General features: G+C 68.0%; 27 protein-coding genes. 7 read left to right on the plus strand and 20 right to left on the minus strand.

Features of this window, described 5'->3' with window-relative positions:
* Positions 1-20: 20 nt before the first annotated feature.
* Positions 21-395 carry a hypothetical protein gene (locus ACN6O8_RS15130; RefSeq protein WP_427991840.1) on the minus strand — a complete coding sequence of 125 codons (375 nt, stop codon included), beginning with the start codon at positions 393-395 and terminating at the stop codon, positions 21-23.
* A gap of 191 nt (positions 396-586) precedes the next feature.
* Positions 587-802 (minus strand): SlyX family protein, encoded by a 216-nt coding sequence (locus tag ACN6O8_RS15135; RefSeq protein ID WP_006391018.1) that lies wholly within the window; start codon positions 800-802, stop codon positions 587-589.
* A 245-nt stretch (positions 803-1,047) separates the two neighbouring features.
* Here ACN6O8_RS15135 and ACN6O8_RS15140 point away from each other — a divergent pair, with 245 nt between their 5' ends.
* Positions 1,048-2,175 (plus strand): hypothetical protein, encoded by a 1,128-nt coding sequence (locus tag ACN6O8_RS15140; protein ID WP_427991841.1) that lies wholly within the window; start codon positions 1,048-1,050, stop codon positions 2,173-2,175.
* A gap of 39 nt (positions 2,176-2,214) precedes the next feature.
* Here ACN6O8_RS15140 and ACN6O8_RS15145 read toward each other — a convergent pair whose 3' ends face one another.
* The 12 genes from ACN6O8_RS15145 to ACN6O8_RS15200 form a co-directional block, all read right to left on the minus strand.
* Positions 2,215-2,832 carry a nitrogen fixation protein NifQ gene (locus ACN6O8_RS15145; protein WP_427991842.1) on the minus strand — a complete coding sequence of 206 codons (618 nt, stop codon included), beginning with the start codon at positions 2,830-2,832 and terminating at the stop codon, positions 2,215-2,217.
* 188 nt (positions 2,833-3,020) lie between these two features.
* The gene (gene cyoD, locus ACN6O8_RS15150; RefSeq protein WP_427991843.1) at positions 3,021-3,371 is read right to left on the minus strand and encodes a cytochrome o ubiquinol oxidase subunit IV; all 351 of its coding nucleotides are present in this window, start codon (positions 3,369-3,371) and stop codon (positions 3,021-3,023) included.
* Positions 3,371-3,985, minus strand: a complete 615-nt coding sequence (cyoC, locus tag ACN6O8_RS15155) for a cytochrome o ubiquinol oxidase subunit III (RefSeq protein WP_006387443.1) — start codon at positions 3,983-3,985, stop codon at positions 3,371-3,373. Before cyoC ends, cyoD begins: the two co-directional genes overlap by 1 nt.
* Positions 3,986-3,988: 3 nt before the next feature.
* Complete coding sequence (gene cyoB / locus ACN6O8_RS15160) at positions 3,989-5,965, minus strand: cytochrome o ubiquinol oxidase subunit I (protein ID WP_427991844.1); 1,977 nt, start codon at positions 5,963-5,965, stop codon at positions 3,989-3,991.
* Positions 5,965-6,876: a ubiquinol oxidase subunit II gene (gene cyoA / locus ACN6O8_RS15165; protein WP_427991845.1), complete on the minus strand. Its 912-nt coding sequence runs from the start codon at positions 6,874-6,876 to the stop codon at positions 5,965-5,967. The genes cyoB and cyoA overlap by 1 nt, the downstream gene beginning before the upstream one ends.
* A 258-nt stretch (positions 6,877-7,134) precedes the next feature.
* The gene (locus tag ACN6O8_RS15170; protein ID WP_427991846.1) at positions 7,135-7,689 is read right to left on the minus strand and encodes a response regulator transcription factor; all 555 of its coding nucleotides are present in this window, start codon (positions 7,687-7,689) and stop codon (positions 7,135-7,137) included.
* 1 nt (position 7,690) lies between these two features.
* Complete coding sequence (locus ACN6O8_RS15175; RefSeq protein ID WP_427991847.1) at positions 7,691-8,893, minus strand: ATP-binding protein; 1,203 nt, start codon at positions 8,891-8,893, stop codon at positions 7,691-7,693.
* Between the two features lie 380 nt (positions 8,894-9,273).
* Entirely contained in the window at positions 9,274-9,765 is a 492-nt protein-coding gene (locus ACN6O8_RS15180) for a copper chaperone PCu(A)C (protein WP_427991848.1), read from the minus strand.
* A 30-nt stretch (positions 9,766-9,795) separates the two neighbouring features.
* Positions 9,796-10,413, minus strand: coding sequence for an SCO family protein (locus ACN6O8_RS15185; protein WP_427991849.1), 618 nt, complete (start codon positions 10,411-10,413; stop codon positions 9,796-9,798).
* 59 nt (positions 10,414-10,472) lie between these two features.
* The gene (locus ACN6O8_RS15190) at positions 10,473-10,907 is read right to left on the minus strand and encodes a DUF2946 family protein (RefSeq protein ID WP_427991850.1); all 435 of its coding nucleotides are present in this window, start codon (positions 10,905-10,907) and stop codon (positions 10,473-10,475) included.
* 32 nt (positions 10,908-10,939) lie between these two features.
* Positions 10,940-12,457 (minus strand): acyl-CoA-binding protein, encoded by a 1,518-nt coding sequence (locus tag ACN6O8_RS15195; protein ID WP_427991851.1) that lies wholly within the window; start codon positions 12,455-12,457, stop codon positions 10,940-10,942.
* Positions 12,447-13,736: an MASE1 domain-containing protein gene (locus tag ACN6O8_RS15200; RefSeq protein ID WP_427991852.1), complete on the minus strand. Its 1,290-nt coding sequence runs from the start codon at positions 13,734-13,736 to the stop codon at positions 12,447-12,449. Before ACN6O8_RS15200 ends, ACN6O8_RS15195 begins: the two co-directional genes overlap by 11 nt.
* 272 nt (positions 13,737-14,008) lie before the next feature.
* Here ACN6O8_RS15200 and ACN6O8_RS15205 point away from each other — a divergent pair, with 272 nt between their 5' ends.
* Positions 14,009-14,707, plus strand: a complete 699-nt coding sequence (locus ACN6O8_RS15205) for a peptidoglycan DD-metalloendopeptidase family protein (protein WP_427991941.1) — start codon at positions 14,009-14,011, stop codon at positions 14,705-14,707.
* A gap of 71 nt (positions 14,708-14,778) precedes the next feature.
* On the opposite strand, the gene ACN6O8_RS15210 is transcribed toward ACN6O8_RS15205, so the two are convergent.
* From ACN6O8_RS15210 to ACN6O8_RS15220, 3 genes are all read right to left on the minus strand, one after another.
* Positions 14,779-15,540, minus strand: coding sequence for an amino acid ABC transporter ATP-binding protein (locus tag ACN6O8_RS15210; RefSeq protein ID WP_427991853.1), 762 nt, complete (start codon positions 15,538-15,540; stop codon positions 14,779-14,781).
* Entirely contained in the window at positions 15,537-16,217 is a 681-nt protein-coding gene (locus ACN6O8_RS15215; protein WP_053497823.1) for an amino acid ABC transporter permease, read from the minus strand. Before ACN6O8_RS15215 ends, ACN6O8_RS15210 begins: the two co-directional genes overlap by 4 nt.
* A gap of 81 nt (positions 16,218-16,298) precedes the next feature.
* Positions 16,299-17,084: an amino acid ABC transporter substrate-binding protein gene (locus ACN6O8_RS15220; protein ID WP_427991854.1), complete on the minus strand. Its 786-nt coding sequence runs from the start codon at positions 17,082-17,084 to the stop codon at positions 16,299-16,301.
* A 192-nt stretch (positions 17,085-17,276) separates the two neighbouring features.
* On the opposite strand from ACN6O8_RS15220, the gene ACN6O8_RS15225 reads away from it, so the two are divergent.
* Both ACN6O8_RS15225 and trhA read left to right on the plus strand, forming a co-directional pair.
* Positions 17,277-18,365, plus strand: a complete 1,089-nt coding sequence (locus ACN6O8_RS15225) for a P1 family peptidase (RefSeq protein WP_427991855.1) — start codon at positions 17,277-17,279, stop codon at positions 18,363-18,365.
* Between the two features lie 134 nt (positions 18,366-18,499).
* The gene (gene trhA / locus ACN6O8_RS15230) at positions 18,500-19,123 is read left to right on the plus strand and encodes a PAQR family membrane homeostasis protein TrhA (RefSeq protein ID WP_427991856.1); all 624 of its coding nucleotides are present in this window, start codon (positions 18,500-18,502) and stop codon (positions 19,121-19,123) included.
* Between the two features lie 16 nt (positions 19,124-19,139).
* On the opposite strand, the gene ACN6O8_RS15235 is transcribed toward trhA, so the two are convergent.
* Positions 19,140-19,613 carry an Lrp/AsnC family transcriptional regulator gene (locus ACN6O8_RS15235; protein WP_427991857.1) on the minus strand — a complete coding sequence of 158 codons (474 nt, stop codon included), beginning with the start codon at positions 19,611-19,613 and terminating at the stop codon, positions 19,140-19,142.
* Between the two features lie 138 nt (positions 19,614-19,751).
* Here ACN6O8_RS15235 and kynU point away from each other — a divergent pair, with 138 nt between their 5' ends.
* Together kynU and ACN6O8_RS15245 are read left to right on the plus strand one after the other, a co-directional pair.
* Complete coding sequence (gene kynU, locus ACN6O8_RS15240; protein WP_427991858.1) at positions 19,752-21,002, plus strand: kynureninase; 1,251 nt, start codon at positions 19,752-19,754, stop codon at positions 21,000-21,002.
* Between the two features lie 58 nt (positions 21,003-21,060).
* Positions 21,061-22,467 carry an amino acid permease gene (locus tag ACN6O8_RS15245; RefSeq protein ID WP_427991859.1) on the plus strand — a complete coding sequence of 469 codons (1,407 nt, stop codon included), beginning with the start codon at positions 21,061-21,063 and terminating at the stop codon, positions 22,465-22,467.
* Between the two features lie 98 nt (positions 22,468-22,565).
* Here ACN6O8_RS15245 and ACN6O8_RS15250 read toward each other — a convergent pair whose 3' ends face one another.
* Positions 22,566-23,477: a LysR family transcriptional regulator gene (locus ACN6O8_RS15250; protein ID WP_427991860.1), complete on the minus strand. Its 912-nt coding sequence runs from the start codon at positions 23,475-23,477 to the stop codon at positions 22,566-22,568.
* Positions 23,478-23,578: 101 nt separating this feature from the next.
* Here ACN6O8_RS15250 and ACN6O8_RS15255 point away from each other — a divergent pair, with 101 nt between their 5' ends.
* On the plus strand, positions 23,579-24,712 hold the full coding sequence (locus ACN6O8_RS15255; protein WP_427991861.1) for a pyridoxal-phosphate dependent enzyme: 1,134 nt from the start codon (positions 23,579-23,581) through the stop codon (positions 24,710-24,712).
* Here ACN6O8_RS15255 and ACN6O8_RS15260 read toward each other — a convergent pair.
* On the minus strand, positions 24,684-25,604 hold the full coding sequence (locus tag ACN6O8_RS15260) for a LysR substrate-binding domain-containing protein (protein ID WP_427991862.1): 921 nt from the start codon (positions 25,602-25,604) through the stop codon (positions 24,684-24,686). The two genes, ACN6O8_RS15255 and ACN6O8_RS15260, sit on opposite strands and share 29 nt — an antisense overlap.
* Positions 25,605-25,670 lie beyond the last annotated feature (66 nt).

Here is a 25,670-nt window from a genome sequence, read left to right on the forward strand (position 1 = left end):
GGGCCAGGGTGGCGCGCGACTCAGTTGGCGCTGGCCTTCCAGGTGCCGTCGGCTTGCTTGCAGAACCAGAACTTCCAGGTTTCGCTGGTGCTGGTGCGCGCGAAATCGCCTTCCAGCAGGCGACAGGTACGGTCGCCCGCCGTGCTGGTCTGCAACGGCGTGATCTTGGCCGTGATCGGCGCGGCCTTGCGCTTGGGCGTGCTGGACCAATTGACGCTCTGGCCATCGGCGGTGTCGTTCAGCGCCTGCGCCACCGCCTGGTGGAAGGCCGGCTTGTCGGCCTTCGAAATCTGGGTGATGAGGGCATTGTTGAGCATGACGGCGGGTGCCGCCAGGGCCGGCCCGCACGCGACGCCGGCGGCCAGTGCGAAAGCGATGAGACGGATGGTTTTCATTGCGGACTCCCTTTTGGTTGTCAAGGCTGCGCGGGCAGCCTATTGATGGCTAGATGCGATGGTACGCGAAGCGCCCGCGTCTTGTCTCGGGCCGTTTCCCCTGCGCGCCCGCCGGCTTGCGCGCCCGCCAGGAATCCTCCGATTCGTCGGCGCGGCTTGCGTCATGGCCTACCCCCCCTGAAGGGCGCGGTTCAGTAGTGCGGCGGCAGTTCGTCGCGCAGGCTGCGGAACGGCGCCGCGCCCTCGGGCGCCTGCTGGCGCAGGTCGGCCACCTCGCGCTGCAGGCGGTCGATCTGCTGCTGTTGGCGCACGATGATCTGGTTCAACTGCTCCAGCAGGTCGTCGGCGAAACTGGCCTTGACCTCCAGATCCAGCAACCGGCGTTCGATGTCTTGCGAATTTTCCATGGCGCTATTAGAACCCATTGCCCCGCGCGCCGGCCCGCATCGGCATTGCCAGCGTCCTGTGCGAGGCCGCGGGCACGGTTGCACATCGGGGGTTTACCGGCGCTACGCCGGCTCGCTCATCGTCAGCGAGAGCAATGGCGGCTATTACGAACCGGCTCCGCCAATCTAGGACGATAGGCTGGCGTTGGCGCAAGGGGCGAACGATAAAATGATTTATGCATTTTAAGCAGCCGGAGACGCGAATCGTGGCATGGCAAGCGTGTATCAAGCGGGCTTGGCGCGCAGGGTTGCTGATTGCCTGCGGGCTGGCGCCGGCGCTGGGGCATGCGCAGGCGGGGGTGCGCGAATGCAAGCTGCTCAACGGCGACAACGCCGTCACCTTCCTGATACCGCCGTCCGTCAATTTTTCCAGTGACAGCGCGCCCATCGGCGGGTCGTTCCTGTATTTGAGCCGGCCATACGAATTCCAATACCGTTGCATCAACAATGCGCCCGGCCCCAGGCGCGTGGCTATCGTCGTCCAGGGAGACTACGCCCCGCTGCGGCAGGCCCTGCGAGACGCGTCGCTGCGGCTGGACATCGTCTACGACAACCTGCAATTGGGCTCCTGGAATCCCGATCCGCTGATTTTCGGCCACACCCCCTTTTTCAGCGTCGACGTTCCCTACGAGAAAGACACCGGCGTCCGGTTGGGGCGCATCTTCCTGATGCTGTTCTCGACAGAGCGGGTCACCACGCCCCTGCGCGTGTACTTGCCGCCCACCCAGGCATTCAAGTTGATTCCCGACGAGACGGCCACCACGGCGCCCGGGATCTTCCTGAATTCACGCGCCTCGCGCTTCCAGTACATCCCCCGATGCGTCGGCTCGGTCAACGTCGACAACACCGTGCTGTTCGACACCATCCTGACCACCAGCAACTTCAACGGCAAGTTGCCACAGGCCAAGCCATTCAATCTGACCACCCAGGTCAACAACGCCTGCCCCGGCGTCGCGGCGTTGGTCGCGCCGCCGGGCCCCATCCCGGGCGACGAGTTCTACTTGCGGACGCTGGTGTCGTTTCTGCCGCAAAGCGGCGAACGCGTGGACCTCATGGACGACGCGATCTACCTGAAGAACGCCAACGGCCAGGAGAACGGCCTGAAGCTGAGCATCACCAACGGCGCCAACCAGACGATCAAGTTCGGCCCGATTCCAGTGGACACGCATGGCGAACCCAGCAGCGCCTACTACACCAGCAACCTCGGTGTCACCCTGCACGGCACCGCCCTGGCGTTGACCCAGACCTACACCGCTCGCCTTGAGCGTAGCGGCGCCGAACTGAAAACCGGCAAATACAGCGCGCAGGTGCTGGTCAAGGTGGCCTGGTTCTGATCCGGCGCCGCGACGCGGTCGGCCGTGGCGCGGGCCCGTTCAGCGCCCGCGTTGATTCCCATAGCAGAAAGCGTGGTCTTCGCAGGCGCCGCAACCCGGCGCGGCCTGCGGCGGCAGGCCGGCATGCGCGAAGGCCGCGTAGGCCAGGAATTGCTTCCAGCGCAGGTTGCGGGTGTTGCGCGCTACCAGGTCGGGATAGTGGCGGGTCAGTAGCGCGGTGATGTCCTCGCGCCCGCCCAGACCGAGGTCGCGCCACAGGTGGTCCGGGCGCAGGCAGGCGTGCGTCAGCACGCTGGTGACCCAGGCGGTGGTCGTGGCCTGGGCGCTGCAGGCCTCGAGCAGCACGCGCAGCAGCCGCGTGAAATCCGGTTGCGGGCTGGCCAGGCCGCGCGCGTCGTAGGCCAGCAGTTGCGCCCGCAGGTCGGCACAGGCCGGCGTGGAACCGGCCTGTACGCCAGGGAACAGGTTGGCCATTACCTCGGCCAGTTCGGTGGGCGACAGGCCGGTGCGGGCCAGGTCGCGGTGCGCCAGGCTCTTGCCGACCACCGCGGCGAAAAAGCGGGTGTCGGGATGGTCGGGCGCGGCCTGTTCCAGCAGGCTACAGGTCAGGGCATCGATGTCCCGGGCGGGCGGGGCGGCGGTCAGGACGGCATCCATGGCGGTTCGCGGCAAGCAAGGGTTCAAGGAATCGTTATGTGCCGAAATATATAACGAAGAGGGCATGGCCCGGTCTGCGCGGCGTCAAAGCCGCTGGCATGCGGGACCCGGACGATTCCGCCATGGCGCGAGCATGCAAAAAAACAGGCGCCTTGCGGCGCCTGTCTGTCGTCAGCGGGTGACGGGTCTTACATGGCGTGGCCCATGTTGACGTTCATGTTGTACAGCACCCAGGCCGAACCACCGACGATGATGGCGATGATCAGCACGGTGAAGACGAACGTGGCCAGGTTGTCGCGGGCCGATTTCGAAGCGCCCATGTGCAGGAAGTACACCAGTTGCACCAGCAACTGGAGCACGCACAGCGCCACCACACCGACGATGGTGATGGTGTGGGACAGCGCGCCGCTCATCACCAGGCCGAACGAGCCGAAGGTGAGCAGGAGCGAGAGCACGAAACCGATGATGTAGGACTTCACGGTGCCGTGGTCGGCGGCGTGATCGTCGTGGCCGTGTGCGGCCGCAGCGGAGTGCGACATCAGAGGGCTCCCAGAAGATAGACGAAGGTGAAGACGCAGATCCAGACGATGTCCAGGAAGTGCCAGAACAGGCTCAGGCACGCCAGACGACGCTTGTTGATCGAGTCCAGGCCATGGCGGCGGATCATGTCGATCATGACGACGATCCAGATCAGGCCGAACGTCACGTGCAGGCCGTGCGTGCCGATCAGCGTGAAGAACGCCGACAGGTAGGCACTGCGGCCGGGGCCCGCGCCTTCGGTGATCAGGTGATGGAATTCATAGACTTCCATCGCGATGAAGCCCGCGCCGAACAGGAACGTGACCATCAACCAGCCGATTGCGCGGCTCTTGTTGTTGGCGTGGACGTTCAGGTTGGCCATGCCGAAGGTGAAGCTCGAGAACAGCAGCAGCAGGGTTTCGACCAGCACGAACTTCAGGTCGAACAGTTCCTTGCCGGTGGGGCCGCCCGCGGTGGCGTTGGCCAGCACCGCGAACGTCGCGAACAGCACCGAAAAGATCAGCAAGTCGCTCATGAGGTAGACCCAGAAACCGAAAACGGTCTTGGATCCATCGTCATGGTGCGCGTGATCGTCGTGACCCGCGTGGGGGTGAGTGGCTACGGCTTGAATCATGGCTCAGGCGGCCTTCTGCATTTTGTCAAAGTGAGCGTTTTCGATGCGTTCGACTTCCGCGGCCGGGACCCAGTAGTCGACGTCGCGGTCATAGGCGCGGACGATGAACGAACCGATCATGCCGACGAAACCGACGATCGACAGCCACCAGATGTGCCAGATCAGGGCAAAGCACATGACCAGGCCGAACGCGCCGATGAAGACGCCGGCGGCGGTGTTCTTCGGCATGTGGATGTCTTCGTACTTGGCCGGGCGCTTGTAGGCCTTGCCGCTCTGCTTGTCTTCCCAGAACTGATCCAGTTCATCGACGTGAGGAACATGGGCGAAGTTGTAGAAAGGCGCGGGCGAGGCGATCGACCATTCCAGGGTGCGGCCATCCCAGGGGTCGCCCGTGATGTCCTGGTTCTGCTTGCGCTGGCGCACCGACACGAACACTTGCTGCAGCAGGAACCAGATGCCCAGCATGATCAGCGCGGCGCCGGCCAGCGCCACCAGCAGGTAGGGCTGCCATTCGGGGTTGTCGTAGTGGTTCAGGCGGCGCGTCATGCCCTTGAAGCCCAGGATGTACAGGGGCATGAAGGCCAGGAAGAAGCCGACGAACCAGCAGTAGAACGAGTAGCGGCCCAGGCGTTCGTTCAGCTTGAAGCCGAAGGCCTTGGGGAACCAGTAGGTCATGCCGGCGATGCACCCGAACACCACGCCACCGATGATGGTGTTGTGGAAGTGGGCGATCAGGAACAGGCTGTTGTGCAGCACGAACGACACGCCAGGGATGGCCAGCATCACGCCGGTCATGCCGCCGATGACGAACACCAGCATGAAGCCCAGCGTCCACAGCACCGGCGTGGTGATGCGCAGGCGGCCGCGGTAGATGGTGAACAGCCAGTTGAAGATCTTCGCGCCCGTCGGGATCGAGATGATCATCGTGGCGATGCCGAAGAACGCGTTGACGTTGGCCCCCGCGCCCATGGTGAAGAAGTGGTGCAGCCAGACCAGGAACGACAGCACGCCGATGGCGGCCGTGGCGTAGACCATGGACTTGTAGCCGAACAGGGTCTTGCGGGCGAAGGTGGCGACCACTTCGGAGTACACGCCGAAGGCCGGCAGCACCAGGATGTAGACCTCGGGGTGGCCCCAGATCCAGATCAGGTTCACGTACATCATGACGTTGCCGCCCATGTCGTTCGTGAAGAAGTGCGTGCCCAGGTAGCGGTCCATCGTCAGCAGCGCCAGCGTGGCGGCCAGCACCGGGAAGGCGGCCACGATCAGGACGTTGGTGACCAGCGAGGTCCAGGTGAAGATCGGCATCTTCATCAGGCTCATGCCCGGCGCGCGCATGCGCAGGATGGTGACGATGAAGTTGATGCCGCTGAGCGTTGTGCCCAGCCCGGAGATCTGCAGCGCCCAGATGTAGTAGTCCACCCCGACACTCGGGCTGTAGTCGAGCCCGGACAGTGGCGGATAGGCGAGCCAGCCGGTCGCGGCGAATTCACCGACGAACAGCGAGATCATCATCAGCGCGACGCCGGCGCCGAACAGCCAGAAGCTCAGCGAGTTCAGGAACGGGTAGGCCACGTCGCGGGCGCCGATCTGCAGCGGCACCACGATGTTCATCAGCCCGGTGATGAAGGGCATCGCCATGAAGAAGATCATGATGACGCCGTGGGCGGTGAAGATCTGGTCGTAGTGGTGCGGCGGCAGGAAGCCGGCGGAGTCGGCCGAGGCCACGGCCAACTGGGTCCGCATCATGATGGCGTCGGCGAAGCCGCGCAGCAGCATGATCAGCGCGACGATGATGTACATCACGCCGATGCGCTTGTGGTCGACCGAGGTCAGCCATTCGGTCCAGAGGTACTTCCACTTGCGGAAGTAGGTGATGGCGCCGAAGACCGCTAGGCCTCCCAGGCACACGGCGGCCAGCGTAACCATGACGATGGGTTCATGGTACGGAATGGCCTCGAGGGTGAGTTTCCCGAGCATTATTGAGTCAATCCTGCGACAAGATTATTCGACGTGGGGGTGCACGTGGCGTCTTCGACGCCGGCCATCTTGGACATGGTGCTGCCCAGGATGTAGTCGAACATGGACGGCGGCACCGAGGCGTACCTGGCGACCGGGTTGTGTTCGCTGCGCTTGGTCAGTTCCTGGTACACGGCCGGGGTCAGCGCGGTGCCGGAAGCCTTGGCTTGCTTGACCCAGTCGTCGAAGCCTTCCTGCGACGTGGCGATGGCCTTGAAGCGCATGCCGGAGAAGCCGGCGCCGCTGTAGTTGGCCGAGATGCCGGCGTAGGTGCCGGGTTCGCGCGCGTTCAGGTGCAGCTTGGTCTCCATGCCGGCCATCGAGTAGATCTGGCTACCCAGCTGGGGAATGAAGAACGAGTTCATGACCGAGGCCGAGGTGATCCGGAAATTGACCGGGACGTCGACCGGGAACGCGATCTCGTTGACCGTGGCGATGTCGTACTCGGGGTAGATGAACAGCCACTTCCAATCCAGCGACACCACCTCGATGGTGACCGGCTTGTGCTCGGAGACGAGCGGCTTGTAGGGATCCAGCGCGTGCGTGGAGCGCCAGGTGATCACCGCCAGGGTCGCCACGATGATACACGGGATGGTCCAGACCACGATTTCGATCGCCGTGGAGTGGGCCCACTTGGGCTGGTATTCGGCTTTGGTATTGGATGCGCGGTATTTCCAGGCAAACGTCAGGACCATGATGATGACCGGGATCACCACCAGGAGCATCAGACCGGTTGCCGTGAACAGCAGGGTCTTTTCCTGAGCGCCTATATCTCCCTTGGGGGAGAGGATTTCCATGTTGCAGCCGCCAAGCAGCATGACCGCGCCGACGCCAAAAATGCGCGTAAGGGTCGCAAGGAGGGGGTGTTTCACGTACAGCCTTGGATGGAAGGTGGGAAATGCTGCGGAGCAGCGGACTGGAATGCTGCCAAGCAGCAACGTCCATCCTATCGGTTTGACCTGGGTCAAGCCTGCGACGAATGGTCGCATTGCCCAGGAGGCTTTTGCCCCCAACACGGCCGGTTAAGGGTTTTCCCAGGCGGGAGAAGCCTTTGCGGCGAGGGCGGGGGTGCGACGATATGTCGCACCCGCACAAAGCAAGATTGTTGCGATGTGTGGCGCGGACGCCAATCAGTCCACCAGAACCTCACGTTCCGGCCCCGGTTTCTTGGCCAGCTTGCGCTGCAGGGAGCGCCGGTGCATGCCCAGCAGGCGGGCGGCGGCCGAGACGTTGCCGCCGGTTTCGTGCAGCGCCTGATGGATGTGTTCCCATTCTAGGCGGTGCAACGGCGTCATGGTGCTTTCGATCGTAACGGTTTCCGGCTTCACCAGGCCCAGGGTGCGCAGGATCATCGGCGCGGTGGCGGGCTTGGGCAGGTAGTCGTCGGCGCCGCGCTTGATGGCCTCGACCGCGGTGGCCACGCTGGCGTAGCCGGTGACCAGCAGGATGCGCATGTCGGCGCGCAGGGCACGAAGGGGACGGATCAAGGTCAGGCCCGAGTCCTCGCCCAGCCGCAGGTCGACCAGGGCGAAGGCCGGGCGGATCTCTTCGGCCACGCGCAGCGCCTCGGCGATGCCGGTGGCGGTTCGGGTTTCCAGGCCGCGGCGCGACAGGCTGCGTTGCAGGGTGCGCACGTAGAGCTCGTCGTCGTCGATCAGCAGGCCAAGGTCGTTGGGATTCAACATATCAGGTCCCGGGGCTACCGAGGGGTAAATAAAAGCGGATGCGGGTACCGCCGCCATCGGCGGCCGTCATGGTCATTTCACCGCCCATCTGTTCGACGGTGGCGTGCGACAGGGCCAGGCCGACGCCCAGCCCGCCGGGCTTGCCGCTGTTGAACAGACTGGTGGCCGGCAGCAGCGTCTGGTCGGGGTCGAAGCCGCGGCCGTAGTCGCGCACTTCGCCGCGCAGGGCGCCGTAGCCGTATTCCAGGTGCAGGTCCACGCGCGGCGCGTTGGCGGCTTCGCCGGCGTCGGCCGCGTTGTTCAGCAGGGCTTGCAGCAGGTGGGCGATGGCCGGATCGACCCGCAGGCTGGCCGGCAGGGTGCCGGAGCGGCGCAGGTCGATGGTCGGCCGGATCAGGCGCCACTGCCCCACCACGCGCACCAGGTCCACGGCGGTTGGGACAGCCAGATTGCGGATACGTTCCCGGCACAGGGCCAGCAATTGGCTGAGGGTGGCGACGTCCTGTTTGAGTTCGGGTTCCTTGACCTCGGCGGCGATCTCGTCGGCCAGCAGGGTCATGGTGGCCAGCGGGGTGTTCAATTCGTGCGCCATGGCCGCGGCGTGGGTGGCCAGGGCGACGATGCCCTCGTTGCGGGTGAAGCGTTCGCGCAGCCGCGCCAGCTCGCGTTCGCGCGCCCGCAGGTCGGCCGCCAGGCGGGTGCTGAACACCAGCACGACCACCACGGAAATCAGGAAGTTGGCGGCCAGGCCCCACAGCAGCAGGGTGTGGGTGTTGAGGTCGCCGCGCAGCGGCTGGCCGAAAACGGCGGCGGCGAAGTAGCCGGAGATGCCCGCCAGCGCCGCGGCCAGCGCCCAGTTGCGCGGCAGCGCCAGGGCCGCCAGCGCGGTGAGGATCAGGAACATCATGCCGAACGGATTGCTCAGGCCGCCGCTCCAGCCCACCATCCAGGCCAGCACCGCCATGTCCACCAGCAGATGGCCGAAGGCGGTGGCGTGGGACAGGTCGCGGCTGTGGCGCAGGCGCAGGCTGGCGTAGATGTTGAAGCCGATCAGCACGCCCACGCCGATCCACAGCGGCTCAAGCGGCAGCGCCAGGCCGAGCACGGCGCTGGCCACCAGGATGGTGGCGGCCTGGCCCGCGATGGCGAGCCAGCGCAGGCTGCAGAGGGTACGCAGGAAGGAAAAGGCGGAACTACCGGGCATATCCAGACACAGGGTTGCCGGTCCATCGCCGGCGGATCAGGCGCCCGGCTGCGCGGAACGCTGGCATCCGGGGCGGCATGGGGCGCCGCGCTGCCGCCGGGCCCCGCGAGGCCGCCGGCGGCGGATGTGTGCTGGCATTGTATGAGGAATCAGGACGGGCCGCAGATTGCGGTGTGTCCCTGTTATTGGATATCGGACGCGCCGCTATGGCCATGGGTATCGGCGGATAGCTTTCTTCGTCCGGCGCCATCTGCCCTTGCATCGCGGCGGTCTGGCGCTTCTGTTCGACCTGGGCCCGGCTTTCGCCGGGGCCGGTGGATGCGATGACGGGCGGGTAGTCTTCCTGGCCGAAGGTGTACTGGCCGTCGGCCAGGCACGGGTCAGTGCTTGTGATCGCCGGCCGGTTTCGCGGCGGCCGCCAGCGGGCGGGCCTCGGCGGTTACCGGCACGCGCCGTTGCTTGCCGTCGGCGTCCTGCACCAGCAGCGTCAGCGCCACCGGGTCGCCCACGGAAATCTGCCTGGCCAGGTCGATCAGCATGACGTGGTAGCCGCCCGGCTTGAGTTCCACCGGCTGGCCGGCGGGCAGGTCAAGGGCGGGGATCTGGCGCATTTTCATGACGTTGTCCTGCATCGCCATTTCGTGCACCTCGACGTGTTTGGCGGCGGCGGATTCGACGCCGACCAGGCGCGCCGGCGTGGCCGAAGTCAGGCGCATGAAGACGCCGGTGGCATGCTGGTTGGGTACCGTGGCGCGGACCCAGGCGTCTTCCACCTTGAGGGTGGCGTCCTGCGCCAGGGCGGGCGCCTGGGCCAGGGTCAGGGCGCCCAGGGCGAAGGCGGCGGCGAGGGATTTGAAGGCGGTCATTTTCATTGGATTTCCTTTGATCGGGGGGGAGGGGGCTCAGAGCACCGTGCGCAGGTCGGCGACGCATTCCTCGGCGGTTTGCTGGTGGCGCAGGGCCACGCGCAGCTTGCCTTCGGCGTCGATGAGGTAGGTCAGCGCGGTGTGGTCCATGGTGTAGGACGAGCCGGTCGGGACCTTCTGGTAGAACACCTTGAACGACTGCGCCGCGGCGCGGGTCTGTTCGGCGTCGCCGCGCAGGCCGACGAATGCCGGGTCGAACGCCTGCAGGTAGGCGTGCAGGATTTCCGGCGTGTCGCGCTCCGGGTCGACGGTGATGAACAGCACCTGCAGCTTGGCGGCGTCGGCCCCCAGCAGGTTCTTGATTTCCAGCGCGCGGGTCAGCGCGGTGGGGCAGATGTCCGGGCATTGGGTGAAGCCGAAGAACAGCATCACGGTCTTGCCGCGGTAGTCGGCCAGCCGGCGTTGCCGGCCTTCGGTGTCCTGCAATTGGAAGTCGCCGGCGGGCATGCTGGACAGATCCATGCCGTTGAGCTTGGGGGCGTCGGGGCCGCAGCCGGCCAGGGGCAGCAGGGCCAGGGCCGAGAGCAGCCGGCGCCGGTGACGGTCGGGCGCCGGCGGCGCGCCCAGGGGGGCGCGCAGGGAAGGGGAATGCATGAAAACCTCGTGGCTTGACGGTTCGCGTGGGCGCGGCGGGGCCGCGCGGCAAGGCGTGGTCAGGCTGGGCGAGGCGGGGCGCGCGAGCCGAGCGGCGGCCCTTGGGCCGGCTGTACCGGCAGGGCCTGGGGCGCCGGCGCGGTGGGCGCGGGGCGGTCGCCGGTCAGGGCCAGCGGCGTGGCGTGCGAGGCGGGCGCGGGCGTGACATGCGCCAGCAACCCGAAGGGGCATTGGGCGCCGGTATCGGCGTTGGTGTGGGCGCCGGAACCGGCGTCGCCCTTGCCGCCGGGCGACAGCGCCAGCCGCAGCGTGGACAGGTCGCCGGCGGCCGAGCAGAAGGTGACTTCGACGCGGCCGTCGTGCAGGGCGCGGGCGTCGGGCATGTAGCCGGACGGCACCACGGCGCGCAGCAGCAACGCCAGGAACGCCAGCCACAGCACGCCGCGCGCGCGTAGCGCGCCACGGGTTCGGGGAGGTCGGATCAAGGCGGACATGGGGCGATTGTAGGCCCTGTCGCCGACGCCGTTCAGGTGTCGGGATCCAGGCGCCGGATCAGGGCGATGTAGCGGCGCCGGGCCTGGTCCGCCGGCAGGCCGGCCAGCAGGCGCCAGGCGGCCAGCTCGATCTGTTCGCGCAGCGTGGCCGCGGCGGGATCCTGTGCCGGGGCGTCGCCGTGCCGCGCCTGTTGTTCGTAGGCGTACAAGCGGATGGCGACGTTGGCGGAGGGCGCTTGCGGCAGGCTGCGCAGTTCGAGCACGGCGGCCTGGAACGCGTCGTCCAGTTCCTCCGGCGGGATCGCCAGCGTCGCGGGATCCATTGCGTCGCCCTCGGGTTCCAGGCCGCTGGCCACGGCCAGCCGGCGCCACAGGGCGTCGTCGGCGGCCGCATCGGCGGCCTGCGCGGTGACCTTGACGATGCTCTGGTCGCGCAGGCGCAGCGTGTGGGTGCAGGCGCCACGGTAGGTGGCGGCGCCGTCGCGCACCTGGAAGGTCAGCGGCACGGCGATGGCGCGGCCGGCCAGCGCCGGCTGGCCGACGCTGTCGACCGTGAAGGTATTGCGCGAATAGTCCATCACGCGCGAGAACAGGTCGATCAGGCCGCCGCGGCCCTGGTAGGCGCCGCTCAAGGGGTTGTCGCCGCCTTCCTGCCAGAGGACGTCCTCGGCGAAGAGCGGGAACAGGGTTTCGTATTGGCCCGACAGCAGCGCCTCGCGGTAATGCCCCAGGATGCGTTCGACCTCGTCGCCGCTCATGGCGGCGGCGCGGCCCGGACGGGCGCTGTCGGGGCGCTTGTCCATGAACTGGAGGATGTCGGCGGCGACCCGGTCGCGGTCGTTGTCGACGCAGATCATGTGATAGCTGTTGTCCAGCAGCACCATGCGGCTGCCGGCAATGGCGTCGTTCAGGAAGCGCGCCGACCGCACCGAGGTCAGTTCGTCCTCGTGCGCGTGGATGATCAGGCTGGGGCAGGCGATGGCGTCGAGCCCGCGCTGCACGAAGCGGCGCAGGCGGTCCACTTCGCGGATGCAGGCCAGCGGCACCCAGCGGTAGTGGAAGTTCTCGCCGCGCTCGAACTTGGCCTTGACGATGGAGCGCACCAGTTCGTTCTTGATGCCGTAGGGTTCTTCTTCCTCGACCCGCATGCGCGCGGCCAGGCCGGGGATGCGGTAGACCAGTTTGCGCAAGCCGCGGTACCAGGGCGTGCTCCAGCCGTCGATGAAGACGGGCGCGGCCAGGCTCACCAGCTTGCCCTTGCTGTGGCGCACGCGCTTGCACAGCTCCACCGCCAGCAGCGCGCCCAGGCACATGCCGACCACGTGCAGCGTGTCGTGGCGTTCGGCCACTTCGCGGTACTTGGCGGTGACGGCGTCGATCCAGTCCTCGGCGCGCACCGGCAGCAGATCCTCGGGCGTGGTGCCATGGCCGGGCAGTGTCAGCGTGTGCGTCTCGATGCCGGCGCGCTTGAGGATCTTGTGCAGCGATCCCAGGTCGTACTGGGTTCCGCCCAAGCCGTGGATGAGCAGGGCGCCGGTGTTAGTGGACATCTGCCTGCTCGATTTCGCCCAGCCGCCACATGCCGGCGACGACGGCCACGCTGCCGTCGAAATCCTCCAGCGGCGAGCCGCGGTCGCTGACCACGCGCCAGCCGCCCGCGGCATGCGCGATGCGGAACAGCAGCAGGGTGCGGTCCTGGGCGCCGGCGCGGCGCGCGGCCCAGTGCAAGGTCAGGCGGGCGCGGTCGTCGGGGTGCGCCAGGGCCAGCAACGCGTCCAGGCTGGCAATCGCGTCCGCCTGCAAGCCGAAGGCGCCCTGCAGGTCACCGGCCAGTTCGAGCGAACCGTCGAACGGGTTGTAGCGGTACATCAGTTGGTTGCTGCCGGCCAGCGCGAGGTCGAAGCGGCCGCGCCACTGCACGGCGTTTTCGAGTTCCTGGGCGCGCGCGGCGCGCAACGTGTTGACCAGCAGGATCAGCAGCGCGGTGACCACCAGATAGACCTGCGTGGCCAGCAGCACGTGCCAGTGGTCGTTGGCCTCGACGAACGGCCCTTCGCCCTGCGCGCTCTGGTACAGCGCCATCAGCGCCAGCGTGATGACCGCCAGGGTGCCGCCCGGCGGGCCCCAGACCAGCGCGGTCAGCACCGCGAACACCAGCGGCAGGTAGGTCAGTTCGAAGGTGACGACATACGGCAGGTTCTTGATCATGTCGCCGTCGAAGGTCATGAAGGTCGACACGATCAGGGCGAGGTAGGCGCTGATGCCCAGCGCCAGGTCGCGCTTGCGCGGGCCCCCCGAGCGGCGCGGGCGGAAGTGGGCCCAGACCGTCAGGGCCGGCGCCACGATCAGGATGCCGGCCAGGTAGGCCGCGACCCAGGTGCGCAGCCGCACCCAGGCATGCGCTTCCTGGGTCAGCCATAGCCAGCCGCCGCCCAGCAGCGCCGACAGGCCGGCGCCCGCCAGCGCGCCGGCCAGCAGCGCCGCGACCAGGCCGAGTCCGCCCTCGCGCGGCGCCAGGCGCTGCACCGTCCAGGCCGCCAGCACGCTGGACAGGCTGGCGGTGATGGCGAACGCCAGGGCGGTGGCCGGCTGGCCGCGCGTGAAGCTGGTCAGCACCAGTTGCGCGCAGAAGAAAGCGGCCAGCAGCAGCGGCCAGTTGCGGCGCCGGGTCAGCAGGTAGGCGCCCACCGCCACGCCGGGCGGCAGCCAGACGAACACGGCATGGCTGACCGGATCATTGAGCAGGCGCGAGAAGACGCCGCACAGCAGGTAGGGGATGGCCCACAGCAGGCAGTACAGGTTTCTTCGGGGCGCTCTGGGTGTTCCCATATTGTTCCTTGCAGACGCGGTGATCCATGGCGAGCGGCGGCTCGCGGCAATTAGCGGGGTTATACAACACGGCCCGGCTTGGTCCGCGAAAGTTGCCGGGCGGGCATACCGCCGTTCGAAAATCTTGGTACCCTTGAACGCAGTCGTGTCTCACTCCGTTCCAGGATTCAGTGCTCTCCTTGCCCGCCCAGACCCTGTCCGTTCCCGCTTCCTTTGCCGTTTCCCTTGCCGCTTTCGGGGCCGCCCGGCTCCGCTCGTCCGGGCGCGATGCCATCCGGTTCGTCAGGCTCGGGCTGCTGGCCGCATTGCTGGCATTGCTGGCGGCCTGCGGCACCACGTCCAAGGTCCAGCCGGGCTATTACCGGGTGCAGTCGGGCGACACGCTGACGCAGATCGCCCGCAAGCAGGGCACCAGCGTAGCCAACCTGGCGCGTTGGAACAACCTGTCGAACACCAATGCAATCGAGGTTGGCCAGATGCTGCGGGTGGCGCCGCCAGCCGGCCAGGCCAGCACTTCCGCGCCCACCCAGTCGCGTCCCAAGGCCTCGGGCGGATCGCGCGCGCCCGCCACCAGCATGGGCAAGCGGCGCACCGCGCCGCCGGGGGCGATCTCGCTGGTGTGGCCGGCGCAGGGCAAGGTGACCCGCGGCTACGACGGCTCGGGGTCGAACGGCATCGTCATTGCCAATACCGCCGGCACGCCGGTGGTGGCCGCGGCCGCCGGCACCGTGGCCTATTCCGGCAGCGGCCTGCGGGGTTACGGACACCTGGTGATCGTCAAGCACAACGCCAGCTTTCTCAGCATCTATGCCCACAATAGCAAGCTGCTGGTCAAGGAAGGCCAACGCGTGAGCCAGGGGCAGAAAATCGCCGAAATGGGCAACAGCGATAGCAAGCAGGTGGGACTGTACTTCGAACTGCGCTACGACGGCCAGGCGGTCGACCCGGCCGGCTCCCTGCCGGGGAGGTAGAGGCGGCCCCACGCGGCGCGCGCTTGCCGCTCCCGCGGGCGCTGCCGGCCTTCGGGCGGCCGGGCGCCGCTTCAACCGATCTGGCCGGCGTCCTGCGTCAGCGTTGAAATGAACGTCGCGGTGCGCGGGTCGCGCGGCCGGGTGAACAGGTCGCGCGAGGCGCCGGCCTCGACCACGTTGCCGTCGAGCAGGAACACCGCTTCGCGCGAGACGCTGGCGGCCAGTCGCAGGTCGTGGGTGGCCATGAGCATGGTCATGCCTTCGGTGGCCAGTTGGCGCAGCACGTCCACGACTTCGGCCGCCAGGCCGGGGTCGAGCGCGGAGGTCGGCTCATCGCACAGCAGCACCCGCGGGGCGGGCGCCAGGGCGCGGGCGATCGCCACGCGCTGCTGCTGGCCGCCCGACAGGTTGGCGGGCCAGGCTTCGGCCTTGTCCAGCATGTTGACCTTGCGCAGCAGTTCCTCGGCCCGGGCGCGGGCGCGGTCGGCGGGCCACTTCTGCACCGTCACCAGCCCTTCCATCACGTTGCCGATGACGGTCTGGTGCGGAAAAAGCTGGAAGTTCTGGAACACCATGCCGGTCTGCATGCGGACCCGCTGCACCTGGTCGCGCGAAAGCTTCAGACCGGGTTCGAAATCGACCCGCTCGGGGCCGATCTCGAGGGTGCCGCGGTCGGGCACTTCCAGCAGGTTGACGCAGCGCAGCAGGGTGCTCTTGCCGCTGCCGGACGGGCCGATCAGGGCGGTGACGCTGCCTTCGGCGATGGCCACGTCGACCTGCTTGAGCACCAGGTTGCCGCCGAAGGATTTTTCGATCTGTTCCAGGCGGATCATCGGTTCTTCTCGGAAAACACCGCGTGCTGGCCGAAGCGCCGCTCCAGGCGCACCTGGGCGGCGGACAGCACCGAACTGAACACCAGGTAGATCAGCGCGGCCTCGGTGTACAGGATCAGCGGTTCATACGTGACGGCGGCGATGCGCTGGGCCGCCTGGAAGATCTCGGGCACCGTCAGCACGGCGGCCAGCGAGGTGTCCTTGACCAGGGCGATGAAGGAGTTCGACAGCGGCGGCACCGCCACCCGCGCGGCCTGCGGCAGCACGGTGCGGCGCAGCGCCTGGCCGCGCGTCATGCTCAGGGAATAGGCCGCTTCCCACTGGCCCTTGGAGATGGATTCGATGGCGCCGCGGATCACCTCGGAGTTATAGGCGCCGACGTTCAGCGTGAAGCCGATCAGCGCCGCCGGCAGCGGGTCGAGCACCACGCCGATGCTGGGCAGGCCGTAGAAGATCACGAACAACTGCACCAGCAGCGGCGTGCCGCGGATCAGCCAGACATAGAAACGCACCAGCGCCACCAGTGGCGCCGGCCCGAACAGCCGGATCAGCGCCACCACGAAGGCCAGCGCCAGCCCCAGCGCGAACGACATCAGCGTCAGCGGGACGGTGAACACCAGCCCGGCGTGCAGCAGGGGCCAGAACGAGTCGGCCATCAACTGCACCCAGGCCGGCACCGCCAGGGCGTCGAGCTGGGCCAGAACCCAGTCGGGCAGGACGTTGTGCAGCCAGGCGGGGAGCGTCATGGCGCGGACCGCTTATGGCTGCGCCGACAGGTCCGTGCCGAAGTACTTGACCGAGATGGTCTTGTAGGTGCCGTCGGCCTTGATGTCGGCCAGCGCCTTGTTGATGGCGGCCACCAGTTCGGGATTGTTCTTGCGCAGCAGCACGCCGGAGTTGCTGAACTCGGCGGCCTTGTCGGTGGCGGCGATCTTGACCTTGGCGTTGGGCTTTTGCTTCTTGAAGTCCAGGAACGACAGGTTGTCGTTGACGGTGGCCTCGACCCGGCCCGAGGTCAGCAGGTCGATGGCCTCGTTAAAGCCCTGCACCGCCACCACTTCGGCGCCATGGCTCTGCGCCAGCTTGCCGAAGTTGCTGGTGAGCGTGTTGGCGGACTTCTTGCCCTTGAGGTCGGCGAACGACTTGATGGTGGTGTTGTCGTCGCGCACGATCAGCACCGCGGCCGATGAAATGTAGGGATCGGAGAAGTCGTACTTGGCGCGGCGCGCGTCGGTGATGCCGACCTGGTTGATGACGGCGTCGTAGCGCTTGGCGTCGAGCCCGGCGATCAGGCCGTCCCACTTGCCTTCGACGAATTCGGCCTTGACCCCCAGGCGCTGGGCGATCGCGCGCCCGATATCGACGTCAAACCCGGTAAGCTGGCCGGAGGCGTCGTGGTAGGTGAAGGGAGCGTAGGTGCCTTCGGTGCCGATCTTGAACACGCCGGCGGACTTGATCTGATCCAGCCCCGACTGGGCATGGGCGGCGGACAGGGCGGCGGCCTGAACCAGGCCGGCGATGAACAACGAGCGCAAGAGTTTCATGGCAATGCTCCACGGATGAGGGATCACTGCGAAAGGCCCGCGCCGATCGCGCCGCCTTCCGGTGTAGCCGCACTCTAACAACGCGTCTATTTTTCCACAAAGCATAAGGAATAGTAAAAATATAGCGGCAAGTCATATGCGGCATTCGCGCCCCGGGCCGGCCGGCCCGGGGTTGATCCAGGTGTTATCCAGATGGAGACAGGCGTGCGACAACAATGGAACAGGCGGGCTTTCATGATGGCGGCGGCGGGTGTGGCGGCGTCCGCAAGCGTCATGCCGGCGCAAGGCGCCGGCGGATTGCGCCGGATGCCCGGCGGCGGCAGCATCACCGACGTGGCCGGCCTCAAGGTCGGGCATTACACCGACACCCGGCGGCCGACCGGCTGCACCGTCATCATCGCGGAGGCGGGCGCCACCGGCGGCGTGGACGTGCGCGGCGCGGCCCCGGGCACGCGCGAGACCGACCTGCTCAACCCGGTCAACATGGTGGAGAAAGTGCACGCGGTGATGCTGGGCGGGGGCAGCGCCTTCGGCCTGGAGGCGGCAACGGGCGTGATGCGCTATCTGGAAGAGCGCAAGATCGGCTTCGACGTGGGCGTGGCGCACGTGCCGATCGTGCCGGCCGCCATCTTGTTCGACCTGGGCGTGGGCGACGCCTCGATCCGGCCCGATGCCGCGGCCGGCTACCAGGCCTGCAAGGCGGCCAGCGCCCAGCCGCCGCAGGAGGGCAACGTCGGCGCCGGCGCCGGCGCCACGGTCGGCAAGCTGTACGGCGCCAAGCGCGCCATGAAGGGCGGGCTGGGCAGCGCCTCGCTGACCGTGGCGGGCGTCACGGTGGGCGCGATCGTCGCGGTCAACGCGGTGGGCGATGTGCTCGATCCGGCCACCGGCCGCGTGCTGGCCGGCGCCCGCACCGCCGACGGCAAGATGTTGTTGGACACGCGCGCGGCGATCCTGGCGGGCGACCTGCCGAAGTCGATGCGCGAAGGCGCGGCCACCACCATCGGCCTGGTGGCCACCGACGCCAGGCTGACCAAGGCGCAGGCGCAGAAGATGGCGCAAGCCGCCCACGACGGCCTGGCGCGCACCATCAACCCGATCCACACCATGCTCGACGGCGATACCGTGTTCGCGCTGGGCACGGGCGTGTCCGACAAGCCCGCCAACATGATGCTGCTGGGCGTGATGGCGGCCGAGGCCATGGCGATCGCGGTGCAGCGCGCCATCCTGGCGGCGCGCGCGCTGGAAGGCTATCCGGCGGCGGTCGACTTCATCGCCTGAGCGGCGGCCGCCGGTTCGCGGCTGCCAAACCGCGCCTGGCGGCGCCTCTCCCGGACGTCTGACCCCAAGCTGTCACATGGGGTGGGCAAGATGGAAAGCGTCGGCGTCACGCCTGCGCGCGGGAGAGGGACAGTATGTATAAAGGAGAGCGCTTCAACGGGGCCACGCACTTGGCCGGCCTGGCTTTGGCGGTGGCTGCCTCCGGGGCCCTGATCGCGCGGGCCGCGGAATTGAACGTCGCGTGGCGCCAGACCTGGGCCTGCGCCGTGTTCGCGGCGTCCATGATCGCCGTGTATGCGTCGTCGGTGCTGTATCACTGCTCGCGCGGGCGCCGCAAGGCGCTGTGGGCCAAGGCCGACCATTGCGCCATCTACCTGCTGATCGCGGGCACCTACACGCCGCTGGCGTTCGTGCCGCCCGAACTGGGCTGGGGCGCCGCCATGGCGGTGGCGATCTGGCTGCTGGCGCTGGTCGGCATCGGCCGCGAACTGTGGTGGGCGCGCGGCGCCGCGCCGGCCCTGCCGCTGTACCTGGCGATGGGCTGGCTGGGGGTGATGTGCGCCGCGCCCATCGCCGGTGCGTTGTCGGGCGCCGGGCTGGCGTGGCTGCTGGCCGGGGCCGCGCTCTATACGGTGGGCACGGTGTTCTACGCCAACGACAAGCGCTGGCGCCATGCCCACGGCATCTGGCATCTGTTCGTCATGGGCGGCTCGGCCTGCCACTTCGTCACGGTGTTCGGCTTCCTGCGCCACGCCTGAGCGCCGCTGCCGGCCGTCAGCGCCACGCCGCCAGCGGCAACATGCCGCCGCGATCCTTGACCTTGCGCATGACGATGTGCGAACACAGGTCGCGCACCCCGGCGATCTTGCTGAGCTTGTCCTCCACGAACTGCGAGAACGCCGCCAGGTTGCGGGTGCGCACCGTCAGGATGTAGTTGGAGGCGCCGGTGACGATGCTGGCTTCGGTGATTTCGTCATACAGGGCGATGCCGGCCAGGAATTGCTCGTGCCAGCCGGCGCGGGACTGGTCCAGCGATACGTGCACGACGGCTTCCAGCTCGAACCCCAGCCGCTCGGCGTCGAGCACGGCGCGGTAGCCGCGGATCAGCCCGCCTTCCTCCAGCGCCCGCACCCGCCGCAGGCAGGCCGACGGCGACAGCGCCACCTGCTCGGCCAGGTCCTGGTTGCTGAGCTGGCTGTTCTCCTGCAGGCGGTAGAGGATGCGGTGGTCGATGGCGTCCAGTTGCATGGTGCAATCCAATTCGAATAAATGGCGGATGACGCAATTTAATGCGAAATTCCAGGGTAAGCCACGCCTTGTTTTGCAATTTTTCGGCCCGGGCACGCTGCTAGTATGTAGCCAGCACATTGCCCGAAGGAACTGAGAATGCATACCCGTGAAGCCTGCGTCGCCGCCGACCGGCAAGACCCCCTGGCGCCGCTGAAGGCGCGTTTCGACCTGCCGCCCGGCGTGCTCTATATGGATGGCAACTCGCTGGGCGTGATGCCGCGCGCCGCCGCCGCGCGCGCCGCCGAGGTCATCACACAGGAATGGGGCACGGGCCTGATCCGCAGTTGGAACACCGCCGGCTGGTTTGAACTGCCGTCGCGGCTGGGCGACAAGCTGGCTGGCCTGCTGGGCGCCAGGGAAGGCGAACTGGTCATCACCGACACCACCTCGCTGAACATCTTCAAGGCCCTGGCGGCCAGCCTGCGCATCCAGCAGAAGCGCCAGCCCAAGCGGCGCGTGATCCTGTCCGAACGCGACAACTTCCCCACCGACCTGTACATGATCCAGGGCATGATCGACCTGCTGCAGCAGGGCTACGAGATGCGCCTGATCGATGACGCGCTGCCGCTGGAGCGGGCGCTGGACGACGACGTGGCGGTGGTGCTGCTGTCGCACGTCAACTACCGCAGCGGCCAAATGCACGACATGGCGGCGGTCACGCGCCAGGCGCACGCGCGAGGCGCGCTGGTCATCTGGGATCTGGCGCACGCCGCCGGCGCGGTGCCGGTGGATTTGAACGGCGCCGACGCCGACTTTGCCGTGGGCTGCACCTATAAGTACCTGAACGGCGGCCCGGGTTCGCCGGCCTTCATCTGGGTCGCGCCGCGCCACATTCCCGACTTCTGGCAACCGCTGTCGGGCTGGTGGGGACACCAGCGGCCGTTCGACATGACGGTCGCCTATGAACCGGCCGGCGGCATCCGCCGCTACCTGTGCGGCACCCAGCCGATCGTGTCGCTGGCCATGGTCGAATGCGGCCTGGACGTGGCGCGCGAGGCCGACATGGCCGAGGTGCGCAGGAAGTCGCTGGCGCTGGGCGACCTGTTCATCGCCCTGGTCGAGGAGCGCTGCGCCGGCCATCCGCTGACGCTGGTGACGCCGCGCGCGCATGCCCAGCGCGGCAGCCACGTCAGCCTGCGCCACCCTAACGGCTACGAGGTCATGCAGGCGCTGATCGCGCGCGGCCTGATCGGCGACTACCGCGAACCCGAGGTGCTGCGCTTCGGCCTGACGCCGCTGTACTTCGGCTATGCCGACGTCTGGGACGCGGTCGAGATCCTCAAGGACGTGCTCGACAGCAAGGCCTGGGACAAGCCCGAGTTCAAGCAGCGTTCGGCCGTGACCTGACCCGCCGCGCACCGGCCCAAGCGACATCCAACAAGAGAGCGCAGTACCGGAGGAGACAATGCAACAACCACAAGGCTTCGGCAGAATCGCCGAACGGGAGCAGGGGCTCAAGCGCCGCCTGACCTCCGGCCAGATGAGCATGATCGCGATCGGCGGGGCCATCGGCACCGGCCTGTTCCTGGGCAGCAAGTTCGCGATCGGCTTTGCCGGCCCCAGCGTCATCATCAGCTACGCCATCGGCGGGCTGATCACGCTGCTGCTGATGGGCTGCCTGGCCGAGATGACGGTGGCGCATTCCACCTCGGGCTCGTTCGGCGCCTACGCCGAGCACTACATCGGCCCGCTGGCGGGCTTTCTGGTGCGCTACGCGTACTGGTCGTGCGTGGTGCTGGCGGTGGGCACCGAGGTCACCGCGGTGGCCGAGTACATGAAGTTCTGGTTCCCGTCGGTGCCCGGCTGGCAATGGGTCTGCCTGTTCTCGGCGGCGCTGATCTTCATCAACGCCATGAGCGTGAAGGCGTTCGGCACCATCGAATACGGGTTCTCGACCATCAAGATCAGCGCCATCGTGGCGTTCATCATCCTGGGCGCCTATGTGGTCTGGGGCAATCCGCAGTACGGCGCGGCGCAATACACGGCGCACGGCGGCTTCTTCCCCAATGGCGTGTGGGGCATGTGGATCGCGGTGGTCATCTCGATCTTCAGCTACCTGAGCGTGGAGATGATCGCGGTGGCGGCGGGCGAGGCCGAGGACCCCGAGCGCGCGGTGAAGAAGGCGTTCCGCGCCACCATCGTGCGGCTGGTGGTGTTCTACCTGCTGACGCTGGCGCTGATCCTGGCCATCGTGCCGTGGGATCAGGCCGGCAAGGGCGGCAGCCCGTTCGTGACGGTGATGGAAGCGGTGCGGGTGCCGTACGCGGCCGGCGTCATCAACTTCATCGTGCTGGTGGCGGCGCTGTCGGCCATGAACAGCCAGCTGTACATCACCACCCGCATGATGTTCAGCCTGTCGCGCGCCGGCCATGCGCCGGCGGCGTTGGGCCGGTTGACGCGCAGCGGCACGCCGCTGAACGCGCTGCTGCTGTCGACCAGCGGCATCGCCATCGCCACCGTGCTGAACGTGCTGTATCCGGAGACCTCGTTCACGCTGATGATGGCGATCTCGATGTTCGGCGCGCTGTTCACCTGGATGATGATCTTCGTCACGCACTACTTCTTCCGCCGCCGCTGGGCGCGCGAAGGCGGCGCGGCGCTGTCGTTCCGCATGCCGGGCTTTCCGCTGCTGACGCTGCTGGGCGCGGGCGCCATGCTGGCGATCCTGGTGACGACGTTTTTCACCGGCGTGTTCAAGATGACGCTGGTGTTCGGCGTGCCGTTCCTGCTGCTGCTGGCGGCGCTGTACCTGCTGCTGTTGCGCAAGACCGCCGCGGCGGTGGCGCTGGACGCGCGCGAGCAGCGTTCCTAGCGGTTGCGCCACGTAATCCGCCTGGCGTTGTGGCTGGCGGGTTGTGGCTGGCGGGTTTCCGACAGCGGTCGCCCACGGCGGCTCCCCGACGGCGCGTTTCAGCCGGCGCCCGCGTCCACGCACTGGCGGATCGCCGCCAGCATGGCGCGGGCCCGCGCCGGCAGCGAACGCGACGCGTACACGGCGTGCATCTGCGGCGCCACGCCCTGCGCCGAGGTGACGGTGTAGCCGGGGCAGACCCGCACCAGCGTGCCGCGCGCGATCTCCGGCGCCGCCGCCCAGTCCGCCAATCTGGCGACGCCCACGCCCTGCAGCGCCAGCGCCATCAGGCCGCTGCTGGTGCTGACCCGCACCGCCGGCTCGGCATGCATGCGCACGATGCGCTTGTCGCGCCGCAGGTGCCAGTCCTTCAGCACGCGCGGCCCGGTGTGCATGATGAGGCGATGGTGCGCCAGTTCCTCGGGATCGCGCGGCAGGCCCATGCGCGCCACGTAGTCCGGGCTGGCGCACAGCAGCCGCGCATACGGCCACAGGCGCGCGCCCAGCAGTTCGCTGGAGGCCGGGAAACCGCCGCGGATGGCGAAATCCAAGCCCTCGGCAATCGGGTCGATCCCCTTGTCGGTGTAGTGGATATCCACCGTGACGCCGGGATGCTCGGCCGTGTAGCGGCGCAGCACGGCGGGCAGCAGGGTCACGCCCAGCAGGTCGGGCGCCGAGAAGCGCAGCCGGCCCTGGTCGCCCGACTGGGTGTCGCGCAGCGCCTCGCGCGCCTCGTTTTCCAGGCGCAGCAGGCCGCGCGCCGACTCGAAATAGCTTTCGCCCTGGGGCGTCAGCACCACGCTGCTCTTGCTGCGCAACAACAGCTGCGCGCCGACCTGGCGCTCCAGCGCCTGCACCGCGCGGGTCACGGCGCTGGGCGAGGCGCCCAGCGCGCGGGCGGCCAGCACGAAACTCTGGCGTTCGGCGACAGCGCAGAACACCTGGTATTCCCATAGCGCGCCACGTTCCATGGCGATTCTCCATTGCGTTTATCGCAACATGATATTGCAACGCGGAGCGCGCGGACGGGCCTAGACTGCGGCCCTTCCCGACTCTGCGCCAGATTGACCCCATGTCAGATCCCCACTATTTCGATCCCCTCACCGGGGCGCGCCACGCGCTGGACGAAGCGCGCTGGTGCTCCGAGGCGCGCACGCCGCTGATGATTTCGCCGCTGCCGGGCATCTCGCGCGACGACATCGACCGCCGCGAGCGCTCGCTGTGGCGCTACCGCGCCGCGCTGCCGGGAGCGGTCGCGCGGCCGGTGTCGATGGGCGAGGGCTGCACGCCGATGGTCGAGCGCGCCTGGGGCTGGCTGCGGCCGCATTTCAAGCTGGAATGGTTCAACCCCACCTGCAGCTTCAAGGACCGCGGCGCGGCGGTGATGCTGTCGTGGCTGCGCCAGATCGGCATCGACGCCATCGCCGAGGACAGCTCGGGCAACGGCGGCGCCGCGATTGCCGCGTTCGGCGCGGCGGCCGGCATGGGCGTTACCATCTTCGCGCCGGCCTACACCTCGGCCGCCAAGGTGGCGCAGATCCGCGCGTTCGGCGCCGACGTGGAACTGGTGGACGGGCCGCGCGAAAACGCCGAAACCGCGGCGATCGAGGCGTCCCGGCGCATCTTCTACGCCAGCCACAACTGGCAGCCGTTTTTCCTGCAAGGCACCAAATCCATCGCCTACGAGATGTGGGAAGACTTCGGTTTCAAGGCGCCGGACAACGTGGTGATCCCCGCGGGCGCGGGCAGCAATGTGCTCGGCTGCGCCATCGGTTTTGCCGAACTGCTGGCGGCCGGGCAGATTACGCGCCTGCCGCGTCTGTTCGTGGCCCAGCCGCTGAACTGCTCGCCGGTGGATGCCAGTTTCCAGGCCGGTGTCGAAACGCGGGTGCCGCGCGAGGCGCTGCCGACGGTGGCCGAGGGCACCGCGATCAAGCAGCCGGTGCGCCTGCGCGAGGTGTTGCAGGCGATCCGCGCCAGCGGCGGCCAGACCGTCGCGGTGCCGGAGGCGGACATCATCGCCGCGGTGCGCAAACTGGCGGCGATGGGACTCTACGCCGAGCCCACCAGCGCCACCGCGGCCGCGGCGCTGGATCGGCTGCGGGCGCGTGGCGCGATCCGCGCGACCGAGCGCACCGTGGTGCTGCTGACTGGCACCGGCATCAAGGCCACGCAGTTCATGACGGATCTGTATTCGGCGGCGTGACCGGCGCCGCGTCCGCCAGCAGGTGATCGAGCAGGCGGCGGGCGCGGGCGCTGAGGCTGTCGCGCGATTGCACGCACAGCAGCAGCTGGCGCGAGGCCCACGCGTCGGTCAATGCCACCGGCACCACGTCGAGCAGCCGGCGCATGCTGTGCGCGGTGGTCTCGGGCACGATGCCCACGCCGACGCCGGCCTCGACCAGGCGGCACATGGCGTCGAAGCTGCGCAACTGCACCCGCAGCTTGATCGGCCTGCCCGCGACCAGCGCATGGCGCGCCAGGAAGCGTTGCAGGGCGCTGCTGCGGTCGAGCCCGACGAAGTCCTGGTCGAGCACGTCGCGGAAGGCGACTTCGGCCGTGCCGGCCAGCGCATGGCCGGCCGGCACGATCAGCACGAAGCGGTCGGAGCGATAGGGGTGGGTCTGCAACGCGCCGGTGTCGACCGTGCCAGCGACGATGCCGATGTCGGCCGACCCGTCGGCGATGCACTCGACGATTTCATCGCTCAGCATTTCGTGCAGTTCGACGTTGATGCGCGGGTGGGCCGCCAGGAAGCCGCTGAGCGCTTCGGGCAGGAAGGCGGTCAGGGCATTGGTGTTGGACAGCAGGCGCACGGAGCCGCCGAACTCGCCGGAGAAATCGGCCAGGTCGTCGCGCAGGCGGTCGGCCTGGGCCAACATGACGCGGGCGTGCGCGGCCAGTTTCAGCCCGGCCGGCGTGGGGATGACGCCCTGGCGCCGGCGTTCCAGCAGCGGCGCGCCGAGCGAGGCTTCGAGATTGCGGATGCGGGCGCTGGCGGCGGCCAGGGCCAGGTTGGCGCGGGCGGCGCCGTGGGTGATGCTGCCGGCCTGCACCACGTGCAGGAACAGCGCCAGGTCGGTCAGGTCGAAGCGCATGGCGGCGAGCCTACGCGATGCGCGCAGGCAGCCTATGCGAATGGCGCATTTTCAGCCACGGACAGG

Source organism: Achromobacter sp., from assembly GCF_050285565.1.
Classification (GTDB): Bacteria; Pseudomonadota; Gammaproteobacteria; order Burkholderiales; family Burkholderiaceae_B; genus Achromobacter.